Annotated in this window: 18 protein-coding genes and 3 pseudogenes; 9 read left to right on the plus strand and 12 right to left on the minus strand. The window is 42.2% G+C overall.

What is annotated here, in order from left to right; all coding sequences use genetic code 11:
- From CH376_RS19715 to CH376_RS19725, 3 genes and pseudogenes are all read right to left on the minus strand, one after another.
- Window positions 1-385, minus strand: a pseudogene (locus CH376_RS19715) (transposase); the annotation flags it as partial.
- A gap of 199 nt (window positions 386-584) precedes the next feature.
- Window positions 585-1727 (minus strand): serine hydrolase domain-containing protein, encoded by a 1143-nt coding sequence (locus CH376_RS19720; RefSeq protein WP_243394680.1) that lies wholly within the window; start codon window positions 1725-1727, stop codon window positions 585-587.
- A gap of 489 nt (window positions 1728-2216) precedes the next feature.
- On the minus strand, window positions 2217-3890 hold the full coding sequence (locus CH376_RS19725) for a P83/100 family protein (RefSeq protein ID WP_100784753.1): 1674 nt from the start codon (window positions 3888-3890) through the stop codon (window positions 2217-2219).
- A 126-nt stretch (window positions 3891-4016) separates the two neighbouring features.
- Here CH376_RS19725 and serC point away from each other — a divergent pair, with 126 nt between their 5' ends.
- From serC to CH376_RS19745, 4 genes are all read left to right on the plus strand, one after another.
- Window positions 4017-5147, plus strand: a complete 1131-nt coding sequence (serC, locus tag CH376_RS19730; RefSeq protein ID WP_100784752.1) for a 3-phosphoserine/phosphohydroxythreonine transaminase — start codon at window positions 4017-4019, stop codon at window positions 5145-5147.
- The gene (locus tag CH376_RS19735) at window positions 5144-5731 is read left to right on the plus strand and encodes a hypothetical protein (RefSeq protein WP_100784751.1); all 588 of its coding nucleotides are present in this window, start codon (window positions 5144-5146) and stop codon (window positions 5729-5731) included. The genes serC and CH376_RS19735 overlap by 4 nt, the downstream gene beginning before the upstream one ends.
- 87 nt (window positions 5732-5818) lie before the next feature.
- A complete protein-coding gene (gene rpiB / locus CH376_RS19740) occupies window positions 5819-6256 on the plus strand; it encodes a ribose 5-phosphate isomerase B (protein ID WP_100784750.1) in 438 nt (145 codons plus the stop codon).
- A gap of 11 nt (window positions 6257-6267) precedes the next feature.
- On the plus strand, window positions 6268-8049 hold the full coding sequence (locus CH376_RS19745; protein ID WP_100784749.1) for a glucanase: 1782 nt from the start codon (window positions 6268-6270) through the stop codon (window positions 8047-8049).
- On the opposite strand, the gene CH376_RS19750 is transcribed toward CH376_RS19745, so the two are convergent.
- Genes CH376_RS19750 through CH376_RS19770 form a run of 5 tightly spaced genes read right to left on the minus strand, consistent with a single transcriptional unit; the run spans window position 8011 to window position 12283 of the window.
- Window positions 8011-8427: a hypothetical protein gene (locus CH376_RS19750; RefSeq protein ID WP_100784748.1), complete on the minus strand. Its 417-nt coding sequence runs from the start codon at window positions 8425-8427 to the stop codon at window positions 8011-8013. The genes CH376_RS19745 and CH376_RS19750 overlap by 39 nt on opposite strands.
- A complete protein-coding gene (locus CH376_RS19755) occupies window positions 8424-8618 on the minus strand; it encodes a CopG family transcriptional regulator (RefSeq protein ID WP_100784747.1) in 195 nt (64 codons plus the stop codon). The genes CH376_RS19750 and CH376_RS19755 overlap by 4 nt, the downstream gene beginning before the upstream one ends.
- Complete coding sequence (locus CH376_RS19760; protein WP_100784746.1) at window positions 8618-9220, minus strand: tetratricopeptide repeat protein; 603 nt, start codon at window positions 9218-9220, stop codon at window positions 8618-8620. Before CH376_RS19760 ends, CH376_RS19755 begins: the two co-directional genes overlap by 1 nt.
- Before the next feature lie 16 nt (window positions 9221-9236).
- Window positions 9237-11354: a hypothetical protein gene (locus CH376_RS19765; RefSeq protein WP_100784745.1), complete on the minus strand. Its 2118-nt coding sequence runs from the start codon at window positions 11352-11354 to the stop codon at window positions 9237-9239.
- The gene (locus tag CH376_RS19770) at window positions 11354-12283 is read right to left on the minus strand and encodes a hypothetical protein (protein WP_100784744.1); all 930 of its coding nucleotides are present in this window, start codon (window positions 12281-12283) and stop codon (window positions 11354-11356) included. Before CH376_RS19770 ends, CH376_RS19765 begins: the two co-directional genes overlap by 1 nt.
- Window positions 12284-12341: 58 nt before the next feature.
- Here CH376_RS19770 and CH376_RS19775 point away from each other — a divergent pair, with 58 nt between their 5' ends.
- A complete protein-coding gene (locus CH376_RS19775; protein WP_100784743.1) occupies window positions 12342-13313 on the plus strand; it encodes a metalloenzyme in 972 nt (323 codons plus the stop codon).
- Here CH376_RS19775 and CH376_RS19780 read toward each other — a convergent pair.
- Together CH376_RS19780 and CH376_RS19785 are read right to left on the minus strand one after the other, a co-directional pair.
- Window positions 13310-14446, minus strand: a complete 1137-nt coding sequence (locus CH376_RS19780) for a tetratricopeptide repeat protein (protein WP_100784742.1) — start codon at window positions 14444-14446, stop codon at window positions 13310-13312. The two genes, CH376_RS19775 and CH376_RS19780, sit on opposite strands and share 4 nt — an antisense overlap.
- Complete coding sequence (locus CH376_RS19785) at window positions 14443-15993, minus strand: fibronectin type III domain-containing protein (RefSeq protein ID WP_100784741.1); 1551 nt, start codon at window positions 15991-15993, stop codon at window positions 14443-14445. Before CH376_RS19785 ends, CH376_RS19780 begins: the two co-directional genes overlap by 4 nt.
- A gap of 158 nt (window positions 15994-16151) precedes the next feature.
- On the opposite strand from CH376_RS19785, the gene CH376_RS19790 reads away from it, so the two are divergent.
- Both CH376_RS19790 and CH376_RS19795 read left to right on the plus strand, forming a co-directional pair.
- Complete coding sequence (locus tag CH376_RS19790) at window positions 16152-16814, plus strand: class I SAM-dependent methyltransferase (protein ID WP_100784740.1); 663 nt, start codon at window positions 16152-16154, stop codon at window positions 16812-16814.
- A gap of 105 nt (window positions 16815-16919) precedes the next feature.
- Window positions 16920-17261, plus strand: coding sequence for a hypothetical protein (locus tag CH376_RS19795; protein ID WP_125231909.1), 342 nt, complete (start codon window positions 16920-16922; stop codon window positions 17259-17261).
- A 138-nt stretch (window positions 17262-17399) separates the two neighbouring features.
- On the opposite strand, the gene CH376_RS19800 is transcribed toward CH376_RS19795, so the two are convergent.
- Window positions 17400-18689: a sugar transferase gene (locus CH376_RS19800; RefSeq protein ID WP_100784738.1), complete on the minus strand. Its 1290-nt coding sequence runs from the start codon at window positions 18687-18689 to the stop codon at window positions 17400-17402.
- Window positions 18690-18802: 113 nt separating this feature from the next.
- Here CH376_RS19800 and CH376_RS19805 point away from each other — a divergent pair, with 113 nt between their 5' ends.
- Together CH376_RS19805 and CH376_RS19810 are read left to right on the plus strand one after the other, a co-directional pair.
- A complete protein-coding gene (locus CH376_RS19805) occupies window positions 18803-19564 on the plus strand; it encodes a response regulator transcription factor (protein ID WP_100784737.1) in 762 nt (253 codons plus the stop codon).
- A pseudogene (locus CH376_RS19810) lies at window positions 19554-21134 on the plus strand (ATP-binding protein); the annotation flags it as partial. The gene CH376_RS19805 and the pseudogene CH376_RS19810, both read left to right, overlap by 11 nt.
- Here the strand turns inward: CH376_RS19810 and CH376_RS19815 are convergent.
- Window positions 21105-21634 (minus strand): annotated as a pseudogene (locus CH376_RS19815) (ATP-binding protein); the annotation flags it as partial. The pseudogenes CH376_RS19810 and CH376_RS19815 sit on opposite strands and share 30 nt — an antisense overlap.

Here is a 21634-nt window from a genome sequence, read left to right on the forward strand (position 1 = left end):
GGCTCTCGGTGATATCCTCGACTCTCCGAACAGAAACTCCAGCGAGATACATCTCCATGAGAGCTTCTTCTACCGAACTCTACCTTCGTTTGTATCGATCGATGATCGCCGACTCAAACGGAATTGTTCTAAGTTTCGGAACTTTTAACTTTACTTTTCCGGCTTTTGTTTCGAAGTTTCTATTATACGAACCCGCTCTTGTATCTACTCGATCCGGGTTTCTCTCATACCTTGAGGCTTTGCAGAGTTTATCCGCTTCCTCATCTAAGAGAGCGTTCAGCGTTTCTTCCACTGAGCCTCTTACGAGTTCGCTCAAGTCTTTCTTGAGCTGGGTCTCATCCACCTGGATTACTTTCAGGTGCGCTTTTTCTTCTTCTGCCCTCATTGGGGGGTTCTCCTTTTTTTGAATTTGATCGCTACAAACTCAATCGGCAAGGAGAGCCTTCTCATTCATTCTTAAATCTGCGAAAATTTTAGGACGTTATCGGTCTTCTCGGAAAGACCAAAAATCATTCGTTACACAGATCCATCGCGAGCGAACTTTCGAAAACGGCCGAACCTCCGCGTTTCTAAGAAGAATGAGTTCATTTCAAGAACGCTCCATCCAATCTGTTCAGCAAAGAATCTACGTCGAAGGCGCTGTTATTTACGATAATCACGGTCGCTATTTTTTCCTTCGGATAAATTCTTAACTCGCCGTGAAATCCAGCGCCTCCCCCTTCCTTGAAATAATAGATCGTTTCGTTTTTGGATCCGATGTGAAAACCCAGAGTCGTTTCGACCGGCTCGTGCTTAGAGTTCAACTGGCGCTCGAAAAGGAGTTTTACTTCCTTCTCACCTAAAAGTTTGGAATTCTCCTTTAACAAATCCTGAAGAATTTTCGAAACGGCTTGCGCGGATGCGATCACTCCTCCGAAAGAAGGTCCGTTCATATAATGATCGTTAATCGGCAACCAGCCGTTTTCATAATCTCCGAAGAATTTTTTATCGATCAAAAAGGATTTCAGCAGATCGAATACGGACCATCGGCGCAGATAACCTTTCGCATGATGAAAAGAATCCGATATGATAAAATCAGCCTCTTTTTTATCTATGTTCAGTCCTTCGAAAATATTGGTTCGAACGTATTGTTCAAAAGACGTTCCCGAAACCTTTGCAACGATTCTTCCTAAAAGCCAATAGGAAATATTAGAATAACGGTATTTAAGCCCGGGCTGAAAATCAAGTTTGGGATATTCGGATAAGATAGAACGAAGATTCGACGCTTCGTCGAAATGATCGTTTTCTTCCCGAAGATGAACCCATTTCAAAGGGATGGGATTTGGAATTCCGGAAGTCTGAGATAAAAGATGACGAACCTTTACATCGTTGCCGTAAGGAATTTCAGGCAAATATTTTACAACCGGGTCGTCGAGAAAAATCTTTTCTTGTCCGATCAATTGAAGAATCGAAATCGCGGTGATCACTTTCGTCATCGAGTAAATCATCATCGTCGTCCGATTTTTGATCTTAGAATTTTTCGCGATATCGGAAAGGCCTTCGCTGAAGTTGAACAATTCCGATTCGGGACTGACGACCACGTATTGAATCGCTGGAAATTGATCGTTTTCGATTTGCATCCGTAAGAATTCTTTAATAGGCTCGTTTCCGTCGAACGGCTGCTCTTTCATATATCTTCCGCAGTTGCAAAGTAAGAATAGGAGAACCGGATAAAAAATGATTCGCATGAGTTTGTTCATCCTGTCCGTCAAAAAAAGAAAATGAATCAGAGCAAAACTCAAGTTGAAAATTTCTCAAAAGCGTTCGATCGAGTTGTATCCCTAAGCGTTTATCAATTCACACGAAAAGATCCCGATTTTGTATCGCAAGGTCCTTATCTTCTAAGTTAATCTCGGACTTTTCGTAGCACTAACTTTGCCAAAGAACAGATCGGATTCTTAGGAAAATCTGTCGTAAAAACGACAATCCTCGGTGAAAGTCGCGCCCCGCCCGTTTTTTGGGTGGGGGGCGGGTGGTGGGAAACTCGGAGGATTTTTCTTTACCGGAAGATCGAGCGTTTTGCAAGTAAAAAGCATCTTCTCGTTTTTGTAGGAACTCCTACAAAATTCTTAACGGCCCCGTCCGAATTCTAAATCATACCACGACCTTAGGACTCCATTCTCTCATTTTTCAGACGAGATTTTCGATAAGGCAGTCCTCAAGGATTCCACGTGACTTCAAGGCTTGATTTTCTTAATCAGTTTCAGATCTGCCTTGTTGAAAACGGTGATTTGAACGCTTCCCGAACCTTCTTCTTTTCCGGTTACGTAAATTTTTTCTCCGTAAAAGGTGACATTGGAATTCGGACTGATTTCTTCAGAAGACTTCGCCTGTTTTTTGAGATCTTTTCCGAAACGAGAAAGGTAATACTTTTCCTGAACTTCTTCGAAGGCATAGATCTCATCGCCTTTTACGATCATCGGAGAACGCCAGAAAATATTATCTTCCGCCGAAACGGTGGGCTTCAGAGTTTCTTGATCGATCAAAATCAGTTTATGATTGGAAGAGTGACCATCTTCAAAACCGATCACGAGGGCTTTTCCGTCTACGATTTCGAAGGTTCTTCCGCAGATCTTATTAAAATCTCCTCTGAAAATCGTATCATCCTTGGTAGGATCCAAAACCTGAAGCTCGTTGTTATAATGACCTTTGTCCAAATACTTCAAAGTTTTTAAGAAAAGAATTTTACCGCCGACGACGTTCTTGTCGAATTCCTCTTTTTTCTTTTCCTCTTCTTTTTTGGTTTCTAATTCCTTTTTGGTTTCAGCCAATTCCTTTTTCAGCTCCGCTTCGGTCTTCTTGTCGTCCGAAGAAGATTTGCTGTCGCTTCCCGACTTACTTCCGGAATCGCTCTTAGAATCGCTGGATTTGGAAGAACTGGAAGAGCTTGAGGAACTGGAACTGTTATTGCTCTTTCTTTCTTCGTCTTTTTTTACGACTTCCTTTTCTTTCTCTTTGAGCTTTTGTTCCTCTTTTTTAACGGTTTCTTTTTCTTTTTGAACCTGTTCTTTTACTTTTTTCTTTTCTACGATTTCTTGTTTATTTTTTACGGGATCCTTATTGAGCTCTTGAAGTTCCTTGTCGGTTTTTACTTCTTTGTCGTTCAGCTCTTTCTGTTTGTTCTGATTCTCTTCTTTTCTTCTTTTGATTTCTTCTAATTCTTTCTTATTCTTTTCTCTTTGAAGATCGTCGAACTTATCCTTTTCGGATTGCCCTTCCTTCTTTTTATCGAGATCTTTATTGACTTCGTCTTCCAATTCGTCCGTATGAACGTCTTTTCCAAGAACGTCCTCGACCAAGGGAACGAGAATCTCCGTTTTTCCGGGCCATTCCGAATAACGTTTCGAAATCCCGATCGACTCCGGTTTTAAAACCTTAATTACGGAATTTGAATATTTCTTTCCTATGTAGGCTTTTCCTTTTCTATGGATCGCGTTGTAATAAAGGATATAAGTCGCGAGAATTTCTGAATTCTTATCGTCGTAGCCGAAGTTCGATTTTACAAACCCGGCCAAAATTCTTTGAATCGAGTTGATATGTCCGTAGTCGGAATCTTCCGATAGAGTGAAAATGTCCGCTCCGAATTTTTTATCTTCGGGTGCGATTCTTGTTACGCTGATTCCGCCTTGCGTATGACTTTTGTTCGGTTCTTTTTTCAGATTCTCCGCTAATCCAAGGCCCACCTTTTCGTTAGTGCCTTTTACATCTTCTCCGGCTCTTGCCGAAGAACGGTTGATAAACTGAACCCTTCCGGACGAACGAATTTCTTTTTCTCCGAGTTTAGAATTATCCTGGGAAAATAACGGGAAAGAAAAACCAACGCATACAAGTGCTATCAAGATTCTGAACATTCTAAAATACTCCTTTTCATCTCCGGAAGAGAAAGCAGTCGTTTTGACCAGGGGATATGCTATCATCAGGTATTCTATTGAGACAAGGATTTTTCCCAATCCGGAGTCTTCTTTCCGAGAAGAAAGTTGATCCCCAAACTCCCCTTTGCAACCTTATCCTATATGTATCAATTCCAGGAAAGAATTTACAATTTCGGAGCCGGCCCGGCTATGCTTCCCAACGAAGTCATGCAAATCGCGGCGGCAGAGTTCTTAAATTATAAGGGCTCCGGAATGTCCATCATGGAAGTCAGTCACAGAGAACCCTTCTTTGAGGACGTTCTCAAAGAAGCAGAATCACTCTTACGCACACTTTTGAATATCGGAGACGACTACTCGATCGCATTCTTTTCCGGCGGAGCGACCCTTCATTTCTCCGCTCTTCCCCTCAATCTTCTCAAAGAAGGAGAAAGTTTCGACGTGGCCCACACGGGGATCTGGACAAAAAAAGCCTGGGAAGAAGGTCTTAAATTCAACGGAGTCAACGTGATCCACGATGCGACGGAAAACAAATTCACCGATGTTCCGTTCCTCGACGACGACAAACTTTCCGGAAAAGGAAAGTATCTTCATATCACATCCAACAACACGATCTATGGAACGCAATATCCGACGCTTCCGAAAATCAAACGGATTCCTCTTGTGGCGGATATGACGAGCGAACTTCTCTCCCGCAAAATCGAAGTAAAAGATTTCGGAGTCATCTTTGCGGGCGCTCAGAAGAATATCGGTCCTTCCGGCTTGAGCGTTTTGATCATTCGAAACGATCTCATCGGAATCTCCGGAAGAAAAATTCCGATTCTTCTGGATTACGACGTGATGACCAAAAATAAATCCCTCTACAACACTCCGGCGACGTATTCCATTTATATCGCTAAGCTGGTCTTCGAATGGTTGTTGAAACTCGGAGGAGTCGAAGTCATCCAGAAGGTGAACGAACAAAAGGCACAATTGTTATACGACTTCATCGACGCTTCGTCCTTATATACCTGTCCGGTTCAAAAAAACGCGCGCTCCAAAATGAATGCGGTTTTTCTTTTAAAGGATAAAAATTTAGACGCTAAATTTTTGGACGAAGCGGAAAAGAACGGTCTTCACGGTTTGGCCGGACATAGATTGGTCGGCGGGTTTCGTGCGTCGATTTACAATTCTATGCCGCTCGCGGGAGTTCAGAAACTCGTTTCCTTTATGAAAGAATTCGAATCTAACGCAAAATGAAAATTCTGCGAACCGGAAGAATTCTTTACACCCTGTTTTTTTTAGGAACGTTAACCGGAAGCGTTCAGGCTTCCGGTTTGAACTTTCTCACACAACTTCCGATTCAAGATTGTTTTACGAACGAGGCGGCGTCTTCCGAACTCTCGAACCTTTTCAAATCCACGATTTCTCTGGAAGAAAAAAAGAGGATCGCGGAAACGATAGCGCACAAGGAAGGACGTTCCCGATTTCAATCAGTGAACTGCATTCAAAATAAAAAACTTTCAGAAGCGGAATACACGATTCTATTTTCGGAATGGGATCGTCACCTTGCCGGCTTCTTAGAATTAAATTCTTATTACGAAAACTATATCCTATCGGATGAAAAAACGAGATCTCTCAATTCCATAGAATGGGAACTTCTCACGACCCATCTCAAACAAAAACGAGAACTCCTTGCGAGATTGAACGACGCGACCGCGTATGCGCTCAAAGGAGAAAAGGTCTCCGAAGAAAACTTCTCCATGATCTATCTTTCGCTCTTTTTACTTCAGGTCGAATTTTGGGACGCGATGCCCAAAACTTACAAAGAATCCGTTTTGTAGAATTCTTCGATTCCCGCTTTTGACAATAAAACGAAGAATTATTTGCTTGAATCCTGAGTTCGGTCGGGACATAAACAAATATAGGATATGAAAAAAATCGGAATCGCCTCGGATCACGGTGGCTTTGAACTCAAGGAATTTCTCCGCACCGCGCTTGCCGGAGAATTGGAAATCGTAGACTATGGAACCAAAGACGAAACTTCCGTCGATTACCCGATCGTAATCGCAGAAGCGTGTAAAAAAGTTCTTTCCAAAGATGTGGAAGGTTTGATCGCCCTTTGCGGAACCGGAATCGGGGCTTCCATAGCGGCCAATCGCCTCGGCGGAATCAGAGCAGCGCTTTGCCACGATCAGCTTACCGCGGAATTATCCAAACGTCATAACAACGCGAACGTTCTCGTTTTGGGCGGAAGAATTCTCGGAAAAGAGCTGGCGCTCAATATCGTTCGAACCTGGATCTCAACTCCTTTCGAGGGTGGACGCCACGAAAGAAGAGTCAACCAACTCGAAACCTTAAACTCATAATTAAAAACCGGATGGGATGGATTACAAATTCTAAAGTTCCGTTAGTCGTCCTTCCGGTCTTCGTTTTATTCTCGTTCTCCGCTCTTTTTTCGGAAACCAAAGTCCTTTCTCTTTCGGATCTACAAAGAAGCGGATTGGAACTTACCGGAAAAAACGGAGAACAAAAAACCCTCAAGCTGCAAACCCGTGATCGAAGCGCGGGATCCGATCTTTATCTCAATTTCGATTCCGGAGAACCGGCAAATCTAAAAGATATATCAGGAAATTATAAAGTTCTTACGTCCTCATTTCTTCCGGATTCCGAAAACGTTCTCCACGCGAAAAGAAGCGCGCGATTTTCCGGAAAAAGAACCGGTATAAGAATCGCTCATTCCAATTCGGGAGTTCTTACGTCCAAAGACTTGACCGAAGAATTTTACATCGCATTCAGCATTCTTCCGGGGACCGTAGAAAAAGACGCAACCTTGATTTCAAAACTTTATGAAACTTCAGGAAACACGTACGGCTGGGATCTCAAAATAGCGGACGACAAACTCAAAGCGGGCTTTCATTCCTTTTTCGAAACGGAGGAAAAAAGATTTCTCTCTCTCCAACTTGTATCGAATACGATTCTTAAAAAAAATCAATGGAACAGAATTGTTCTCTATTTTAATCCCTCCGAAAGAGAGATCGTATTGTATCTGAACGGAAAAGAATCCGCGAGAGGATCCATTCCCGCGAATAAAAATTTGATAAGAATGGGATTTCATCCCGAAGATACGACTTCCTTTCGAATCGCGAGTTCCTATTACGGATGGATGGAAAACTTCGCGGTGTTTAGAGGAAAACCCGATCCGGGCGCGGAAGACGTATCGTTCTCCGCGCAAAACTTTGATCCCGACACGCACACGACCCAATCCAAATTCGGAACCGCGATTTCTCCCGTTTACAAAAGCAAATATTCCAGCGCTTTCCTGGAAGAAATCGAACTGAAGGCAGTCGTTCCCAAATCCTCGGCGATGGAGCTTTACTTCCGAGTATCGCCCACGACTTTTCATCCGACTTCGGAAGGTCCCGCTTGGATCGCCGTTGACTTAAGAAAATTAGAATCTTTTAAACTAGATACTTTGGATCCGGACTCGTATAGGATTTCACTCAAGAATTCTCTGAAAAAGTTTTTAGGAATTTCGGAAAACAGGGAGGACTTGCTTCCGTTTCGATACTATCAATGGAGAATCAAGTTCAAGTCCGATCCGAGCGGAAATCAAACTCCCGAACTGAAAAATTTGACTCTTACGTATCGGGAGACGATTCCTCCGGTTCGTCCTTTGGGATTGAAGGTCGCAGAGAATACGATCGACGACTCGGGGCCTAGCGTTTGTTTGAGCTGGAAATCCAATCCGGAAAGGGAAGTCATCAACGGAGGAGGTTATTTTATCCACTACGGAATTCATCCCGATAGAATGGTCGGAATCGTCCGCGGAACTTATCCTTTGACAAACGAGGCGCCGAATAAAAAAACGAGAACGAAACATCCCGCTTCCGATTATCTCGACCCTATCACCGGCCTACCCGATGGAAAAAACGCAGGTAGTATTCAAGAATATTATAATAAACTGAATGTTTGTATCGACAATCGCATCATTTCCTTAAACGCTGAAATTTTATTGGAAAAAAATCAGCTTTTTCTAAAAAAGGGAACGACTTATTATTTTAGAATCAGCGCTTATAACAAGGCCTATCATTTCCAAACCGGAAAAGACCAAGTTTCGCCTCTAAGCGATCCCGTTGAAGTTTATTTCCTGAGCGAGTAAAACCTTGATCATCTTCTGATTCGGAAGATTTTTATCGATCGTAACAAAACCGTCCAAATCCTTTTCGATTGCGATCGCCATCTCGTTCCAAATCCATTCCGCGTTACCGAATTCCTTGGATAACTTTTGAGCCAAAGAAAGATTCTCGGATTTAAAATCCAGAATTTCCAGACAAAGGCGTTTTATCTGAGTCCAAACGATATCTCTTTGAATAGGATCTTTTTGTTTTTCCAAAATGGGAAGAATCGAAATCGTGCCCGTGTAAAATAAATGTTGTCCTCTGATCAGATTCCCGATGGATTCCACAAGAATTGATTTTTGATCGGAAGTCCCTTCGATCAATGATTCGAGCAAAGACTTGGAAAGGTAGTATTTCATTCTTCTTGTATGGTCGCTAGAATATTGAGAGCTTCCAATCTTTCATAAGAATCCGAACGATAGACTTCGTTTCTCAAAGATAGTCTCAACATTTCCCCCGCGGAAAGGTTTCTTTTGTCCGCTTCGTTTTTTAAAAGTTCGAGTTCGTCTTCCGTCATGAGTAACTGAAACCGTTTGTCGACTTTAGCCATCAGTTCTCCTCTCTCATTTCCTTATCATTTTTGAGATAGATTCTAAAATAAATATCCGCGTCCTTCAATTGACCGATCGATTGATAGATGCTCGCGATATTGTAGTTCGCTTCGTTCAGACGAAAATCATATTTGAAAGATTTCTTAAAAATCTGAACCGCCCTTTCGTCTCGTCCGGCGTACCATTCGGCCATCGCCCACAAAAAATGCCATTTCCCAAGATCCGGATCTCTCGGAGTCGCCTGCGAAAGATATTCCAAAACTTCCTCAAAAATTCTCGCCGATTGAAGATAATTGTTCCGGATCTTTTTTAGCTTTTCCATTCTCGAAAAAACATCCTCGGCGTGTCCAGGTAATTCCAGATCCTTACGATAAAATAAGGCCCTCGCATACCAGAGTTTAAACGTTAAGTCGGACGGATTTTTTTCTACGTATTTTTCAAGATAAGGAATCGACTCCGTCTCTTCTTCCTTCTCGTTCATCTTTATGATTTTTTCTTTCGCAGCTCGATTCCATTCTTTTCGATTTTCTTCGTTTGGAAAAAGAATTTGAACAAAGGATAAGAATAAAATCAGAAGAACCGTAAAACGGAAAAAATTCATCGTATCAAAACAATTCTTAAAGATAGGTGAAAAGATTTTTTCCGTTCTCAGGATAAACATCGACGGTAAAATCGTACGCGTGACCCGTTTGATCCAAGAAAGAACGAACCTGTTCTTCCAAATCTTTTCTTGTGTACATTCCGAACGCGCCGACTCCGATCCCGAAACACATGTCTTCCGGTCCGATGATTTCAGAAATCTGAGACATGACTTTTTTACGATCCGATTCCAGCTTATTAAAATCTTTTCCGTGAAATTCGACTTTGAAGGATTTTGTAACTCCTCGTTCACCGTCGGTCGCGATTCTCATCATGTGAATTCGAGACGAAACGATATCCCTTTTGTCGCGGAATAATTCGCCCAGGACCTTACGATCGTATTCTTCGAAGGCTTTGATCACGGGCTCCAAAGAATGAAAGATCAGATTTTCTATCTCCTGAGCGTTTTCTTCCGTAGGCGGGTCCTTATAAAATAAGAAGAATCGAAAGGGGATTCCGAAATTTGAAAGCGGAATCGTAAGAATGGAAATGCAGGATTCCAAATCCGCAAGATCGAATTTTTTACGGAAGAATCGATCGTTCTTTCTTTCCTCGGTGATTCCGATCAGGGAATAACTACCGGATTCTTTTCCTATGTATTGATCGTCGTAAAGAAAGATCATGTTCTCCGCGGTTTTTTCCTTCAAACCGTAGGTAACGAAGGGCGTATAACTTCCGTTCCTTCTGTCGTAATAATTGATCGCAAAACCGCTGAGCTTGAGATACGAAAAAACCGAGATATAGTATTTTAGAATAAAAGAATATTCTGATTCTAATCCGTAACCTAACTCGTCCAAAACTTCCAGAATTTTTCTCCGATCCCGGATCGGCAGAGAAGCCAGCCATTTCATATAACCCGGACCTAAATCCAAATGTTTTCCCTGCGCCGGTTCCTCCGGAGGAGCGGGTTGCTCCGCCGGCTTTGATTCTTCTGTCGTTTTCGGTCTTTCTCCCGGTTGTTCGTTGACCTTCGAGATCAGGTTCTCTAATTCGGAATTGAAAATCTCGGAACGTTTCTTTTCGATCTCAGGAGAAATGACCGGATGAATTTTAAATTTTTCGGGATCTCGAAGATAGGCGGGAGAAATATATCCCTCTCCCTTGAGTTCGAACGGAAGAACGAAGATAGACGCGCCTCCTTCTTTTTTAACTTCTTGAAGACTGATCGGCAACGTTTTCAAATCGGAATCTACCTCTTCGGAAGTTAGAGTTCTGATTCCGTCCTGTTTGTCGTTATCGACCAGTTCCATCGCTTTTTGTTTTGCGAGTTGCAGGCCGTTGACCCCTTTCGAGATCTGTCCGACCAAATCCTGGATTTCCTTTCCTTCCTTATCCGAGAATAAATCTTTTTTCATTCTCAAAACTCGAATCATAAGATCGATTGAAAGTAAAAGCGCGAGAAAGCCCGATAAAAATAAGAATGGAAGACCTTCGTTCCCCGGTTTTAAAATCAGAATCCCTTTCAGAAAACCGTAGGTATTTTCCGGTGTCGCATAATAATATCCGATAAAGGAAGCGCTTCCGATTTGAATTCGATTTACCGCAGTTTCCGAACGATTCCATCCTCCGATCAACAGGGAAGAAATCTGATCGCCGCTCAAACCGTGATATTTTTTTCCGGGCTCGATATAACCCCCGAATTTCAGATCCGGAATCAAAATCGATTCCGTTCCCGAAAAAGAAACTCTCAAACCGTCATCTCTCAACTCGGCAAGTATCATCCTTTTTTCGTCGGGAACCGGAAGACAAAGAACCAAAAAGGGTTTTAAATAAAACAAACGACTTGCGCCTTCCTTCAAAGTTTCCGCTAAAAGTTTTCCTTCGGCGTCCTTTCTCGCAGCAAGCTCGGCTTCGGTGATCAATTTTATGCCGGAAACGATCGGAAATTCCAATTGAAGGTTTTCCAATTCGGAAACGGACTTAACCTCGTTCAAACCGGATTCCAATCTATGAAGTTCCTCGTTGAAATTCACGAAGACGGAATGGATTCTATTTTTATAATATACTCCTTCCGGAAAATAAGGAACGAACAAATAATAAAAGAAGGAAAGTACGGATATCGATAAAAGGGAAATTCTAAGTTTAAATCCGATCATCAGTTTTCCCTCCGCAACAATAACAAAATTCTTAAAAATACGTCTCTGAGTCTGAGAATTTTTTCCTTATTATCAAACTCTTTTTCAACGATTATGGAATGGAGCAAAGTGGAGGAAATGATTCCCAAACCGCTTAACCCTAACAGAAAAAAGAGAAAAACAAAAATATAAAAAAGTTGTCTCAGTCTTGAGCCTTTATCGTAGGAAAGAAAAATCGTATTGTTTCCGATCTTGTTCTTCTCCCAAAGAGGACGATCCTTCCATTCCGTCGCAGACGTATTAAATTCGGCTAATATTTCCTCGATGTTGTCCGGATAGTCCAAGGATCTGATATCGTTTGATCCGATCAAAGAATCGGTCCCTTTTTTTCCGGATTCAAAAATCCAATAGACTTGTTTTTCACGGATGTTAAAAGGCAAGGACATGTGTTTTCCCAAAGCGAAACCCTTCATCCAGAGAAACCATTCTCCGTCTTGGCTTCGATAGATCGGAACTCCGGAACCGTCGAAATTGATTCCGGATGGTTCAATTCTAAGATCGCCCAATCGAAGATCGCCGTTAAAGATTTCCTTTGTTTCTTCGTTCGAATAAATCAAACGAAAGGAAGAATCGTAAATTTTGATCGACTTGAGTTCCAAATTCTTCAATAAACTTTCGCCGAGTTCCTTTGCGCTTTTCGGAAGCGGATCGTTTCGGAGCGCGTATTCTATCTTGGAACCGGCTTCGAATAGAGGGGCCTTTCTCGCCTCCATCCAGACTTTTAGAAAATGCCGGCGTTTTAAAAAATTCTCATTTCCCGCGGGATTGAGCGGAAACGACATAGAAGACTCTTTCCATTCTTCCCTGAAAAAAGGGATGGAAACGGGAATCAGCCCTAATAGAATGAGTGTTAGGGCAAAGACGATTTTTCTGTAAAAGTTGGACGTCACTGTTCTTAGTATCGGCCCTTTTGGTCTAACCTGAAAGAAGAAAACCAGACAGAAAACTATGATCTTTTATATGTTCATCGACGGGATCGGCTTCGGGCCCAATGATCCGGAAACCAACCCCTTTGCTCGGTATGCAAAATCCTTCTTTTTGCCTCTCGCCGACAAACCGATTCCGGAAGAATCTTCCGAAATTCTAAAAAAAACCGTCTTTCTAAAAACGGACGCTTCCTTGGGAATCAAGGGCCTTCCTCAGAGCGCGACCGGTCAGACTTCTCTCTGGACAGGAATTAACGCGTGTAAGGTGCTTCAAAGACATTTGAGCGGATTTCCTACGTTTACTCTCAAGAAAATCATCAGCAAATATTCCATCATCCGGGTTTTGGACGAACACGGTTTCAAAGCCGATCTGCTAAACTGTTATTCTCCCGCGTTCGCGGAACATATCAAAAAAAATCCGCGCCACGTTTCCGCCTCCACTCTCATTCAGATGGCGAGCGATCGTCCTTTGAAATCGATGGAGGACCTCAGGGAAGGCAAAGGCCTTTATATGGACATAACTCACGAATATTTAAGGGAATTCTCCCAAGGATTCTTGGAAGAATCGGACGATCTCTTTCGAGTTCGAGATCCTTATGAGACTGGAAAATCTATCGTTCAAAATTGTAAGAACGACGATTATACGCTTTGTATCTACGAGTTTTTTCTTACGGACAAAGTAGGACATAAGATGAATTGGGAAGCCGCCGGAAAATATATTAGAGAATTGGAATCCTTTTTAAAAGGTGTGATGGAAACTTTAAATCCGGAAGAAGACCAGCTGATCGTAACATCCGATCACGGAAATTTAGAAGACCTTACCGTGGACGTACATACAGTCAATTTAGTTCCGACCGTTCTTTACGGAAAATACACTCCTGTCTTAAAGGAGAAAATCAAAGCGATCGTGGATATTCCGAACGCGATCTACGATATTTTAGGAATCAAGATCGAACTCAAAGACGAAGAATTCATAAAGACGGAAGCGTCTTAGTCGAATCTTTCCGTCTCCAGGTCTTCTTTGCTCTTAGCTTTGTCCGATTCCTTATAATGAAGATTGTCTTCGACTTGATCTAAGGATTCTTTTTTCCAAGCGCTCGCTTTTCTTCCCACCGGAGAATCGGGATATTTATCCGTGGCTTCTTGAAAAAGCGCCGCAGCTTTTTCATACTTTCCGTTTTTGAAATAGATCGTCCCTTTACGGAAGAGCGCGGTCTGATCCAGAGAACCGTCTTGATTTCCGAGAACACGATTCAAGAACTGAAGGGAAGAATCGGATTTGCCGATCGCCTCGTAACTTTCCGCGATGTAGAATAACGCTTGTTCTTCGGCTTTCGGACTGACTCCCATTTCCAGAGCTTTTTTAAAAGTATCGATCGCGCCGTAATATTGTTTGCGGACGTAGAGTTGTCTCGCCTTTTCCAGAATGCCGCTTCTAAACTCGGAACTCACCTTTTCTTTTTCCGGATCAAAGTAGAATCCGGCCTGCGCGTAGTCGTCATAGACGTCGTAGGCAGACCAATCTTTTCCCATTCTTCGTAAGGATTTTCCCCAGCGAACTCTCGCCTTTACGTTCTCGGGATCTTCCTGAAGTGCAAGAACGTAGTTTTTACGCGAAAGATCGTAATTCCCTTTTTTCATATAATAATCGGCGATGGCGGATAACGCGCTGGAACGGAGTTTTGCTTCCGCCGAAATTCTGAGGACTTCTTCGAGATGTCCTTTTCCTTCCTCGTCCCGATTGAGTTGAAGAAGCAGATTTCCCATGGAATAAGCGACCTTCGATCTTTCATCCCTTGACAAACCTTCTTTCTGATTCAGTTCCCTGTAAATTCCCAGCGCAAGGAGACTGTCCTGGTTTCTTTCCAAGGCTCTTCCCATATCGTATTTCACACGAAAGGAATGTTCGTCCGGAATTTCACGAGCGGAGAGTTCGGAAAAGATATCGACGGCTTTTTCCGCGGACTTTGCGTTGGATTGTTTTAAGTATTCTTCGCCTTCTTTGATTCTTTCCAAAACGTTTTTACGTTTCGAATCCTCGTCTTGAATCGTGGTCTGATAAACCCCGGTCAAAAGCCCGGCGCAAATAAATAAGAATCCCGTAATTAATATAATAGAACGATTCATGGATTTCCTCCGGAGATCCGAGACAAACAACGTTTCGACCAAAATTCAGAGCGTTCCGCGTTGTAAACTTTACTGTCTTTATTGATCAAAAACTTGAGCGCTTCCTTATAATTGCCTTTTCTATAGTGAGAGAGTCCAGTGAAAAATTTAGCCTTTCCTCTTACCTGAAGCGAATTTCCGCTTCCTGTAAAAGGTTTCAAATCGTGAATCGCATCCATATAAGCTCGTTTCCAATAAGTCCTTCTGAGAACCGTATCCACTTCGTCGTCCGTTCCGGAAAAATCTTCCTCTTGTTTTTCAGGAATTTTTTTATTTTCATCTTGGACTTGCGGGTTCTCTTCTTTTTTGTCGCTTTCCTGATTCTCGCTCGTAATCGTATTCGGATCCACGTTGATCGCCACAAAGGATTCGTTCTCAACGAGATTGAATTCTTCTTGATTCTGCCGTTTGACGGTGACTCCGAAATAAATTTGCGGACTCAGGGATTTTAATCGAATTTGGGCCGCGGTTTCTGGATGAGTCACTTCTCCCAACTTACGAACGTTTCCGCCTAAGAACGTAGCGGTTCCCCCGCTCAATGGTTTGAGCGCTTGGTAGATCGTATAAATCGTATTGCCGTCCGCTTTTTCCGGCGCTTTCCATTCAAGTTTCACGGTCAAATTCTCGATGGAACCGGTCAAATCTTTGACGTGCATGTCATCGTAAGAATATTCTGAATTTGTAATATTCTCTGAAGGTTCCTTATTCGGAGTTCCTATATAAAAGAAGCGAGTAAAGGATTGTCCGTTGACCAACGGAAGAATCTCTTTCGCGCCGGAGCGAACGCTAACGCCGTAATACCAGGTTTGAGATTTGCCGAGGTCCTGATCCAAAAATGTGGTTTCGGGATGACTCAGCTCCGTCAGCTTCTCCGCCTTTCTCATCAAAGACAAAGAGGACATAGGCTCCGAGGAACGATAAACGGTATAAACGGTCGCGTTCGGAATCGCCTTCTCGTAAGGAGACCAGTTCAACCTTAAATACTTTCCCTCTTTCTTTACGGTCAGATCGGTGATTCGAGCGTCGTCGGGAAGTTCGGGAGTTTTGTTTTCAGTGCTCGTATTGCCGGGAACAAGCGCGTGTTCCACGATTACGGGGATCGTAGTAAAATTTCTTCCGGCAATAAGTTTGATCGTATTCTTTTTAACGTGATGCGCGAGAATTACCGCGTAGTAATAAGTTCCCGGTTTAAGATTGTAATCGAATATCTGCGTAACTCCGCCCGCGATTCCGCTCGGATATTTTCCCAAAGAATCGGCCACCATACATTTTTCCGCGGTGTCGATCATGCTGGAAGAACGGGCTATGATAATTTCTCCGGTTTCTCTCGGCGCTTCCCAGGAAATACGAATCGAGTTTTCATCTTTTTTTAAAATCTCGGCGCGGATGAGATTCGCCACGCTATAATTTTCCACCTGCGTATTGTTCAGAACGGTATCCTGAGCTCCCGGAAAGGAAACCAACGCCAAGAATGAAAATAATAGTATGGTCCGGGTAAGAATTTTCATAAAAGGAATGTCTTGGTAATTATATCGTCAGCTCAAACGGCGTAATTTAATAAAGAATCCCTTTTGAAAAGGTTTTGAGAGAAAGCAACAAAGAACCAAAGTAGATTTCTGGTTTGACTTTCTTCACAAGTCCGCTAGACATAATTCAGGAAAAAACGATGAGCGATCTGGATTATTACGAAGACCCCGAATATCAGAATTTTTTGATTTCCAGCAAACGCAGGGAACTCACTCCGCCTGAAGTCGTTTTCAAACATTTCAACTTAAAGGACGTCGCTCACCTTGTGGATTTCGGGATGGGACTCGGATTTTTTACCTTAGAATTAAAAAAACAACTTCCGAAAGACGCTTGGATTTGGGGTGGAGAATGTCAGCAAGAATTGATCGATGAAATTCTTCATTGGAAGAATCGGGACGAGATATCGAACTTTACTCCGTTCTTTATCGAAAAATCCGATCATCCACTTTTACCCGAGTGGGTGCCTACACCCGATGCGGTCTTTGCGTCCTTGGTTTTATCCACCTTTCCCGATCCCGGCCTTGCGATGGACGGTCTTATCCGATCGATGAGAAAAGGCGGAAAGCTCATCGTCTTGGATTGGGTAAAAAACGAATTCACAATCGGGCCGAAGATCAACGATAAGATTTCCTTGGATAAGATGAAATTCTTAGCCGAACTCTATCATCTCGACATCGTTAAGAATGTTAGAATTTCGGAACACGTCTACGGTCTGGAAGTGGTCGCAGGAAAGGATTTCGAATACGGATTTTACGACCTCAAAGAGGAAGAAGACACAACGGACGAATTTATCCGATCTTAGATATACAATCTACGATCCAATAAATTGCAATATACTATCCAAAGCAAACGCTTAAGCCTCGTAAGTAAATTAAGAATTTATTATATACTAAATATGAGAACTACTGTGAACTCGAAAATCAAAACATTCCGAACCGTACGGTCTTTTCTATTTTTTGGAACCGCAATCTTTTCTTTCGCCTGTTCTTTCTTTTACGATCGAGGACCGTATTTATTTCCTCCGATCGATGTGGAATACTTTACTTGTAATCGTTGTAATTCCTACTTCGGCGGAATTATGGGGAAAGGTCCGACGAAATCCTTTAAATCCGAAGCTGCTAAAAAATGTATCCACCGCTGGGAAAAAACCGAAGCTAAGAATTTTTCGAAAAATGTTGAACTTTATTATCAGGAAGATCTAAACTCCGATCCGTTGTTTCGGAAACTGATGGAACTTCATCCGAATTGAATGAAACGGTTTTATAAGCGCCGTTCCAATCATAAAAATTTTCCCAAAAAATATCCCATTACGACTTCGAGCTTCTCCGAAAGAGCGACTTTCCATAGAAAATTGGAATACTTTCAAAATATCGGATTTCGTTTTGAATCAGACCGAAAAGTTTCCGTTTAATTTCCAATTCAACCCTTCCAAAATAAAATTCTCCGTTGACTTTGCGATCTCTTGAAATTTCTGAAACGTTTTCCAATTCGAAATTCCCAAAACTTTAAAAGTTTTTCGGTGATCCAAGATGACCGTAATACATGCAGCAAAGGAGATCATTCTCCAAAGAACTCGAAAAAGAATCTTCGTAAAAAAATTTCTTATCCGAATTCGAAAGAATTCGCTGTGAAACTCCAGGTGTTTTTCCTCGTCCTTCACAACTTCCAATAACGCAGATTTTACAAATCCGTTCGGAATCTTATCCGCGAGCCTTTTGTAAAAACAAATCCCGATGACTTCCGCAGCGAGTAAGACCATCAACTTAAGCCGAACACCAAGAAGCCTTCTTCCGAAATGAAACAACTTTTCCGTCCAATTGGATTCGATCAATTCTCCCTTGAAAGCGCGGATACATTCTCCAAGAATTCTCGCGTGCCGACCTTCCTCCTTTACGAAAAGTTTAAGCGCTTCCCGATAGAAATCGTCGATCCCGAAAAGGATCGTTTTATCGATTTGTTTCGCAATTCTTCCTTCGCCCGCTTCGCCTAACTGAAAGATTGCGAGAGAATAGGCGATCGAACTCATTTCGTTCGAATTCAATTTTAAAACTTGAGAATCGATTTTTGGAATAGGACGATTTTCATTTTTTCTAAAATGATCTCTCCAATGTTTCCAACGGACGATTCCTTTGCGATTCTTCAGGGATGATTTGAGTTTTTCCCGAATTCTCTTTTTTCCGAATACGTTTATCAAAAACGTTAAAAGGACAATGCGTGCATCCAGGCTGAAGTTTCGATTCCATATATACGAGCGGTCAAAACAAAAGGAAACTCGAGGACCCATGCCCGCGTACAGTTGAGAAAGCCCGGTGATTCCGGGCAATACCGTCCAACGTATGTCATGAAGTTTTCCGCTCCAGCCCAAACGATCGATATCGAATCGTGTCAGAGGTCTCGGTCCGACGATTCCCATATCGCCTTTGAAAATGTTCCAGATCTGCGGTAATTCGTCTATCCCTGAGATTCTAAGCCAAAATCCTATAGTTGTGATTTGTCCGTTTTCCATCGTTCTGAATTTGAGAATGTGAAACGGCCTTTTTAATAAGCCGATTCTTTCCTGAACGAAAAACAAAGGTCGACCGTCGACGATAAGGATTAACAAACTCACCGCGATAAAAACAGGGGACAATATCGCGAGAGCTAAAGAAGATAGAGTGACTTCAACGATTCTTTTCATAAAGAAAACTATATACGGTCTTTAAATCGGATTCATCCCTTCGTGTGCGCGAATCAAAGCACTCAAGTGCTTGACAAAGACGGACAAAAAAACTTAGAATCGGGTCGTCAGTTATGAACTCAAATCCGCTTCAGCTATTTATTGTCGAAGATAACGAGAAATTAAGAAAGGCTCTCGTCGCCGGTCTAAAAGAAACAGGCAAGTTTAAAATTGTGCACGAAGGCGGGAGCGGAGAAGAAGCGATCGATGTTTCATTAAAAAAAGAATTCGACGTACTTCTGATCGACGTCCGATTAGCGGGCACGTTAAACGGAATCGAAACCGTAGTCGCGCTCCGAAAGGAACTTCCCAGAAAGCCGGTCGTGATCTATTCCATCCAGGACAGCGACGAATACTTTCGGACATTTCGAAAATCGGGGATACTGAGCCATTACGCCTACGTCCGTAAATCCAATTTTCTTCTGCCCCAGATGATCGTCCCTTTGATTCAACTTGCTTACGAAGGAAAAAGTTTTATCGATCCTGAAATAGAATCGCGAATCGTAGAAGTCAAAGACCGTGATGAAAATTCTCCCATGGCGATCTTGGAGCCGAACGAAAGGACCGTAGCAAGGATGTTAGCCGCAGGACAAAGCAACGAACAGATCGCCGCGCGTCTCGGCTTTAAGGACAAAAGGACGATCAGCAGAATCAACGGGCAAATCTACGCGGCTTGGGATTTAAACGAAACAACTTCGGACGAGAAGGTTGCACGGACGAGAGCGGCCTTGATCGTAAGAGAAAATCGTTTCCTCCAATGGGAGGAGGACGGGAGCGCTTACTATAAAAACGGATCGGGAGAATGGATCCGATGGGAAACCAACATTGAATCTTGAGCCCGAAATTTTTATCTGTTCCTTATTTCTTTTTCAATCTTCTCTTTTACTTTGGCTCTCATCGACAACTTACGTAAATTTGGAGAAAAGGGATCGATCTGCGACTTTCACGATTGGTATTTTGATATCCGCGTCTTTTCTATTCGGATTTTTTTCCTGGATCGGAAAATTCGGATTATTCGAAGTTTCGGGTTATCCTGCGGTTTACTTCTTTCCGGGAATATTCGGATTGATTCTAATTCCTTTCGGTTGGTTTTTTATTATCCTCTGGTTCGTAGGCTTTTTAAATCATAGAAGAATTTACCGTTGGATCTTCAGATCCTTGATAATCGTCCAGGTTTTTGCCTATGGATTCTTTATTTTCTGGACGAGAAAGTTCGATCCGAACATATCTTTATTCGAATTTTGGAATATAGTTCCTTTTTCTTTTCGTCTATCCTACCTATTATACATTTTGATTTGTATTTTAGTTCCTATAGTAGCATTGAAGTCCTTTCGAATTTCAAAACAGATCCTACCTGAAATCGCAAGACAAAAAGCGGTTCCCTATTTGAGTTTAACTTCCTTTTTTCTTTTCGGTGTTTTGATTCTTGTCTTCTTTTTGTTTTTGGGAAAAGGCCTCGGGATATCGGCGGATCCGGTTTTAGAATCTCAAAGAAGACCGATGTTATTTTACGGATTTTTAATCGGAATTCAGTTGTTTGTCGCAGCCGCGATTTTGGTTTTAGGAAAGGCGTTGATTTCGTACGAGGTTTTTACGGGAAGAATCTTACCCAAGATAAGTTTGCGTTCGGAATGGAGAAATGCAATATTAGGATTTCTTTTACTTTCCGGAATTTATGCCGCCTTTGCATCCGTAGGATTTCAGAAAATCGAACTCTTCCTCTGCGCGTCTTACGTGTATATCTTTTCGAGAACCATTCTTCTTAAAAAGAATAAGGATCTTAGGTTAAAGGAAAATTCCATTCTAAGATCGATAATGATTCCGGAAGAAATCTCCGATCGTAGAACTTCCGACGGAAAAGAAATCCAGATCCGATTCCAGAGGTCCTTTGAAATCTTATGTTCGAAGATTTTAGAGACTTCGAAAGCTTTTTTCATAAACGACAGCAGAATTCCGTTTATTCCGGATGTATTTTTACAGTTTCCGAAAACCGCAGAATCTTCTCAAAAAATTGAATTCAAATATTCTAATTTGATTTTTAACGGGGAAGGACTCGCTTATTTAAGCGATGAGAATCCGCATAGATACGTACTTTGTTTAAAAGTCGAAAACGACCATTCCGGAGCCGGCTTTTTATTCTTGGGACAGAAAGTGGACGGCGGACTTTATGCCGAGGAAGAAATCGAAATCGCAAAAGCGGCGATCGCTTGGATGTTAAACTCCCTCTTTGTGGAAAGTAACTCTCAAACGTTAAGCTCCTTGCAGAGAAAGCACATGGAGGAGCAAAGAATCGCCGATTACAAAACGAGACAGATTCTTCACGATGAAATTCTTCCGGAGATCCATTCTTCTATATTAGAATTATCGCAAATACCTTCAAACACGATCGTCTCCGAGCAGATTCAGAAATTCTAAAGTAAGAAATCCTCCGAAAACTTTTAAGAGAGCGCTGTGAATTCTAAGTCCTTGCCCCGCCGTTTCCAGAACTCTTGTCTCCTTTTTTGAAATGTTGTTCACGATTCGAATGAGTATCCCGTCTTTTTCTAAGAAAGAAATTGAAATCTTTTTTTCTTTTTCTTCTCCGGAATAACGAACCGCGTTTCGGATGGATTCTCTACATGCATAAAAAAGGATCTCCAAAATCTCTGGCTTTGTGATCGGAAATTTTTTTTCGAGTTTGGAATCGTAATTCCATTCAAACCAAGAAGTTTCAAATTCCGAGCCTGATAGCCGTATCAGAGCGTCGATTAGGCCGATTCTCTGTATTTCCAAACTTGTATCCGGCAATTCTCTAAGGAAGCCCGAGACTTTTTTGTGCAGACCGGTTAAAATCTGAATCTGCTCGGAGACGATCGTGTTTGAAGGTATTTGCGATAATTCTAATATAGAAGAATGGATCTCCGGAA

It is taken from the genome of Leptospira adleri, from assembly GCF_002811985.1.
GTDB lineage: Bacteria > Spirochaetota > Leptospiria > Leptospirales > Leptospiraceae > Leptospira > Leptospira adleri.

Excerpts from the sequence above, each read along its gene's own strand:
- CH376_RS19720 (WP_243394680.1), bottom strand. The coding sequence starts at position 1,727 with ATGCGAATCATTTTTTATCCGGTTCTCCTATTCTTACTTTGCAACTGC.
- CH376_RS19725 (WP_100784753.1), bottom strand. The coding sequence starts at position 3,890 with ATGTTCAGAATCTTGATAGCACTTGTATGCGTTGGTTTTTCTTTCCCG.
- CH376_RS19735 (WP_100784751.1), top strand. The coding sequence starts at position 5,144 with ATGAAAATTCTGCGAACCGGAAGAATTCTTTACACCCTGTTTTTTTTA.
- rpiB (WP_100784750.1), top strand. The coding sequence starts at position 5,819 with ATGAAAAAAATCGGAATCGCCTCGGATCACGGTGGCTTTGAACTCAAG.
- CH376_RS19745 (WP_100784749.1), top strand. The coding sequence starts at position 6,268 with ATGGGATGGATTACAAATTCTAAAGTTCCGTTAGTCGTCCTTCCGGTC.
- CH376_RS19750 (WP_100784748.1), bottom strand. The coding sequence starts at position 8,427 with ATGAAATACTACCTTTCCAAGTCTTTGCTCGAATCATTGATCGAAGGG.
- CH376_RS19755 (WP_100784747.1), bottom strand. The coding sequence starts at position 8,618 with ATGGCTAAAGTCGACAAACGGTTTCAGTTACTCATGACGGAAGACGAA.
- CH376_RS19760 (WP_100784746.1), bottom strand. The coding sequence starts at position 9,220 with ATGAATTTTTTCCGTTTTACGGTTCTTCTGATTTTATTCTTATCCTTT.
- CH376_RS19765 (WP_100784745.1), bottom strand. The coding sequence starts at position 11,354 with ATGATCGGATTTAAACTTAGAATTTCCCTTTTATCGATATCCGTACTT.
- CH376_RS19775 (WP_100784743.1), top strand. The coding sequence starts at position 12,342 with ATGATCTTTTATATGTTCATCGACGGGATCGGCTTCGGGCCCAATGAT.
- CH376_RS19780 (WP_100784742.1), bottom strand. The coding sequence starts at position 14,446 with ATGAATCGTTCTATTATATTAATTACGGGATTCTTATTTATTTGCGCC.
- CH376_RS19785 (WP_100784741.1), bottom strand. The coding sequence starts at position 15,993 with ATGAAAATTCTTACCCGGACCATACTATTATTTTCATTCTTGGCGTTG.
- CH376_RS19790 (WP_100784740.1), top strand. The coding sequence starts at position 16,152 with ATGAGCGATCTGGATTATTACGAAGACCCCGAATATCAGAATTTTTTG.
- CH376_RS19800 (WP_100784738.1), bottom strand. The coding sequence starts at position 18,689 with ATGAAAAGAATCGTTGAAGTCACTCTATCTTCTTTAGCTCTCGCGATA.
- CH376_RS19805 (WP_100784737.1), top strand. The coding sequence starts at position 18,803 with ATGAACTCAAATCCGCTTCAGCTATTTATTGTCGAAGATAACGAGAAA.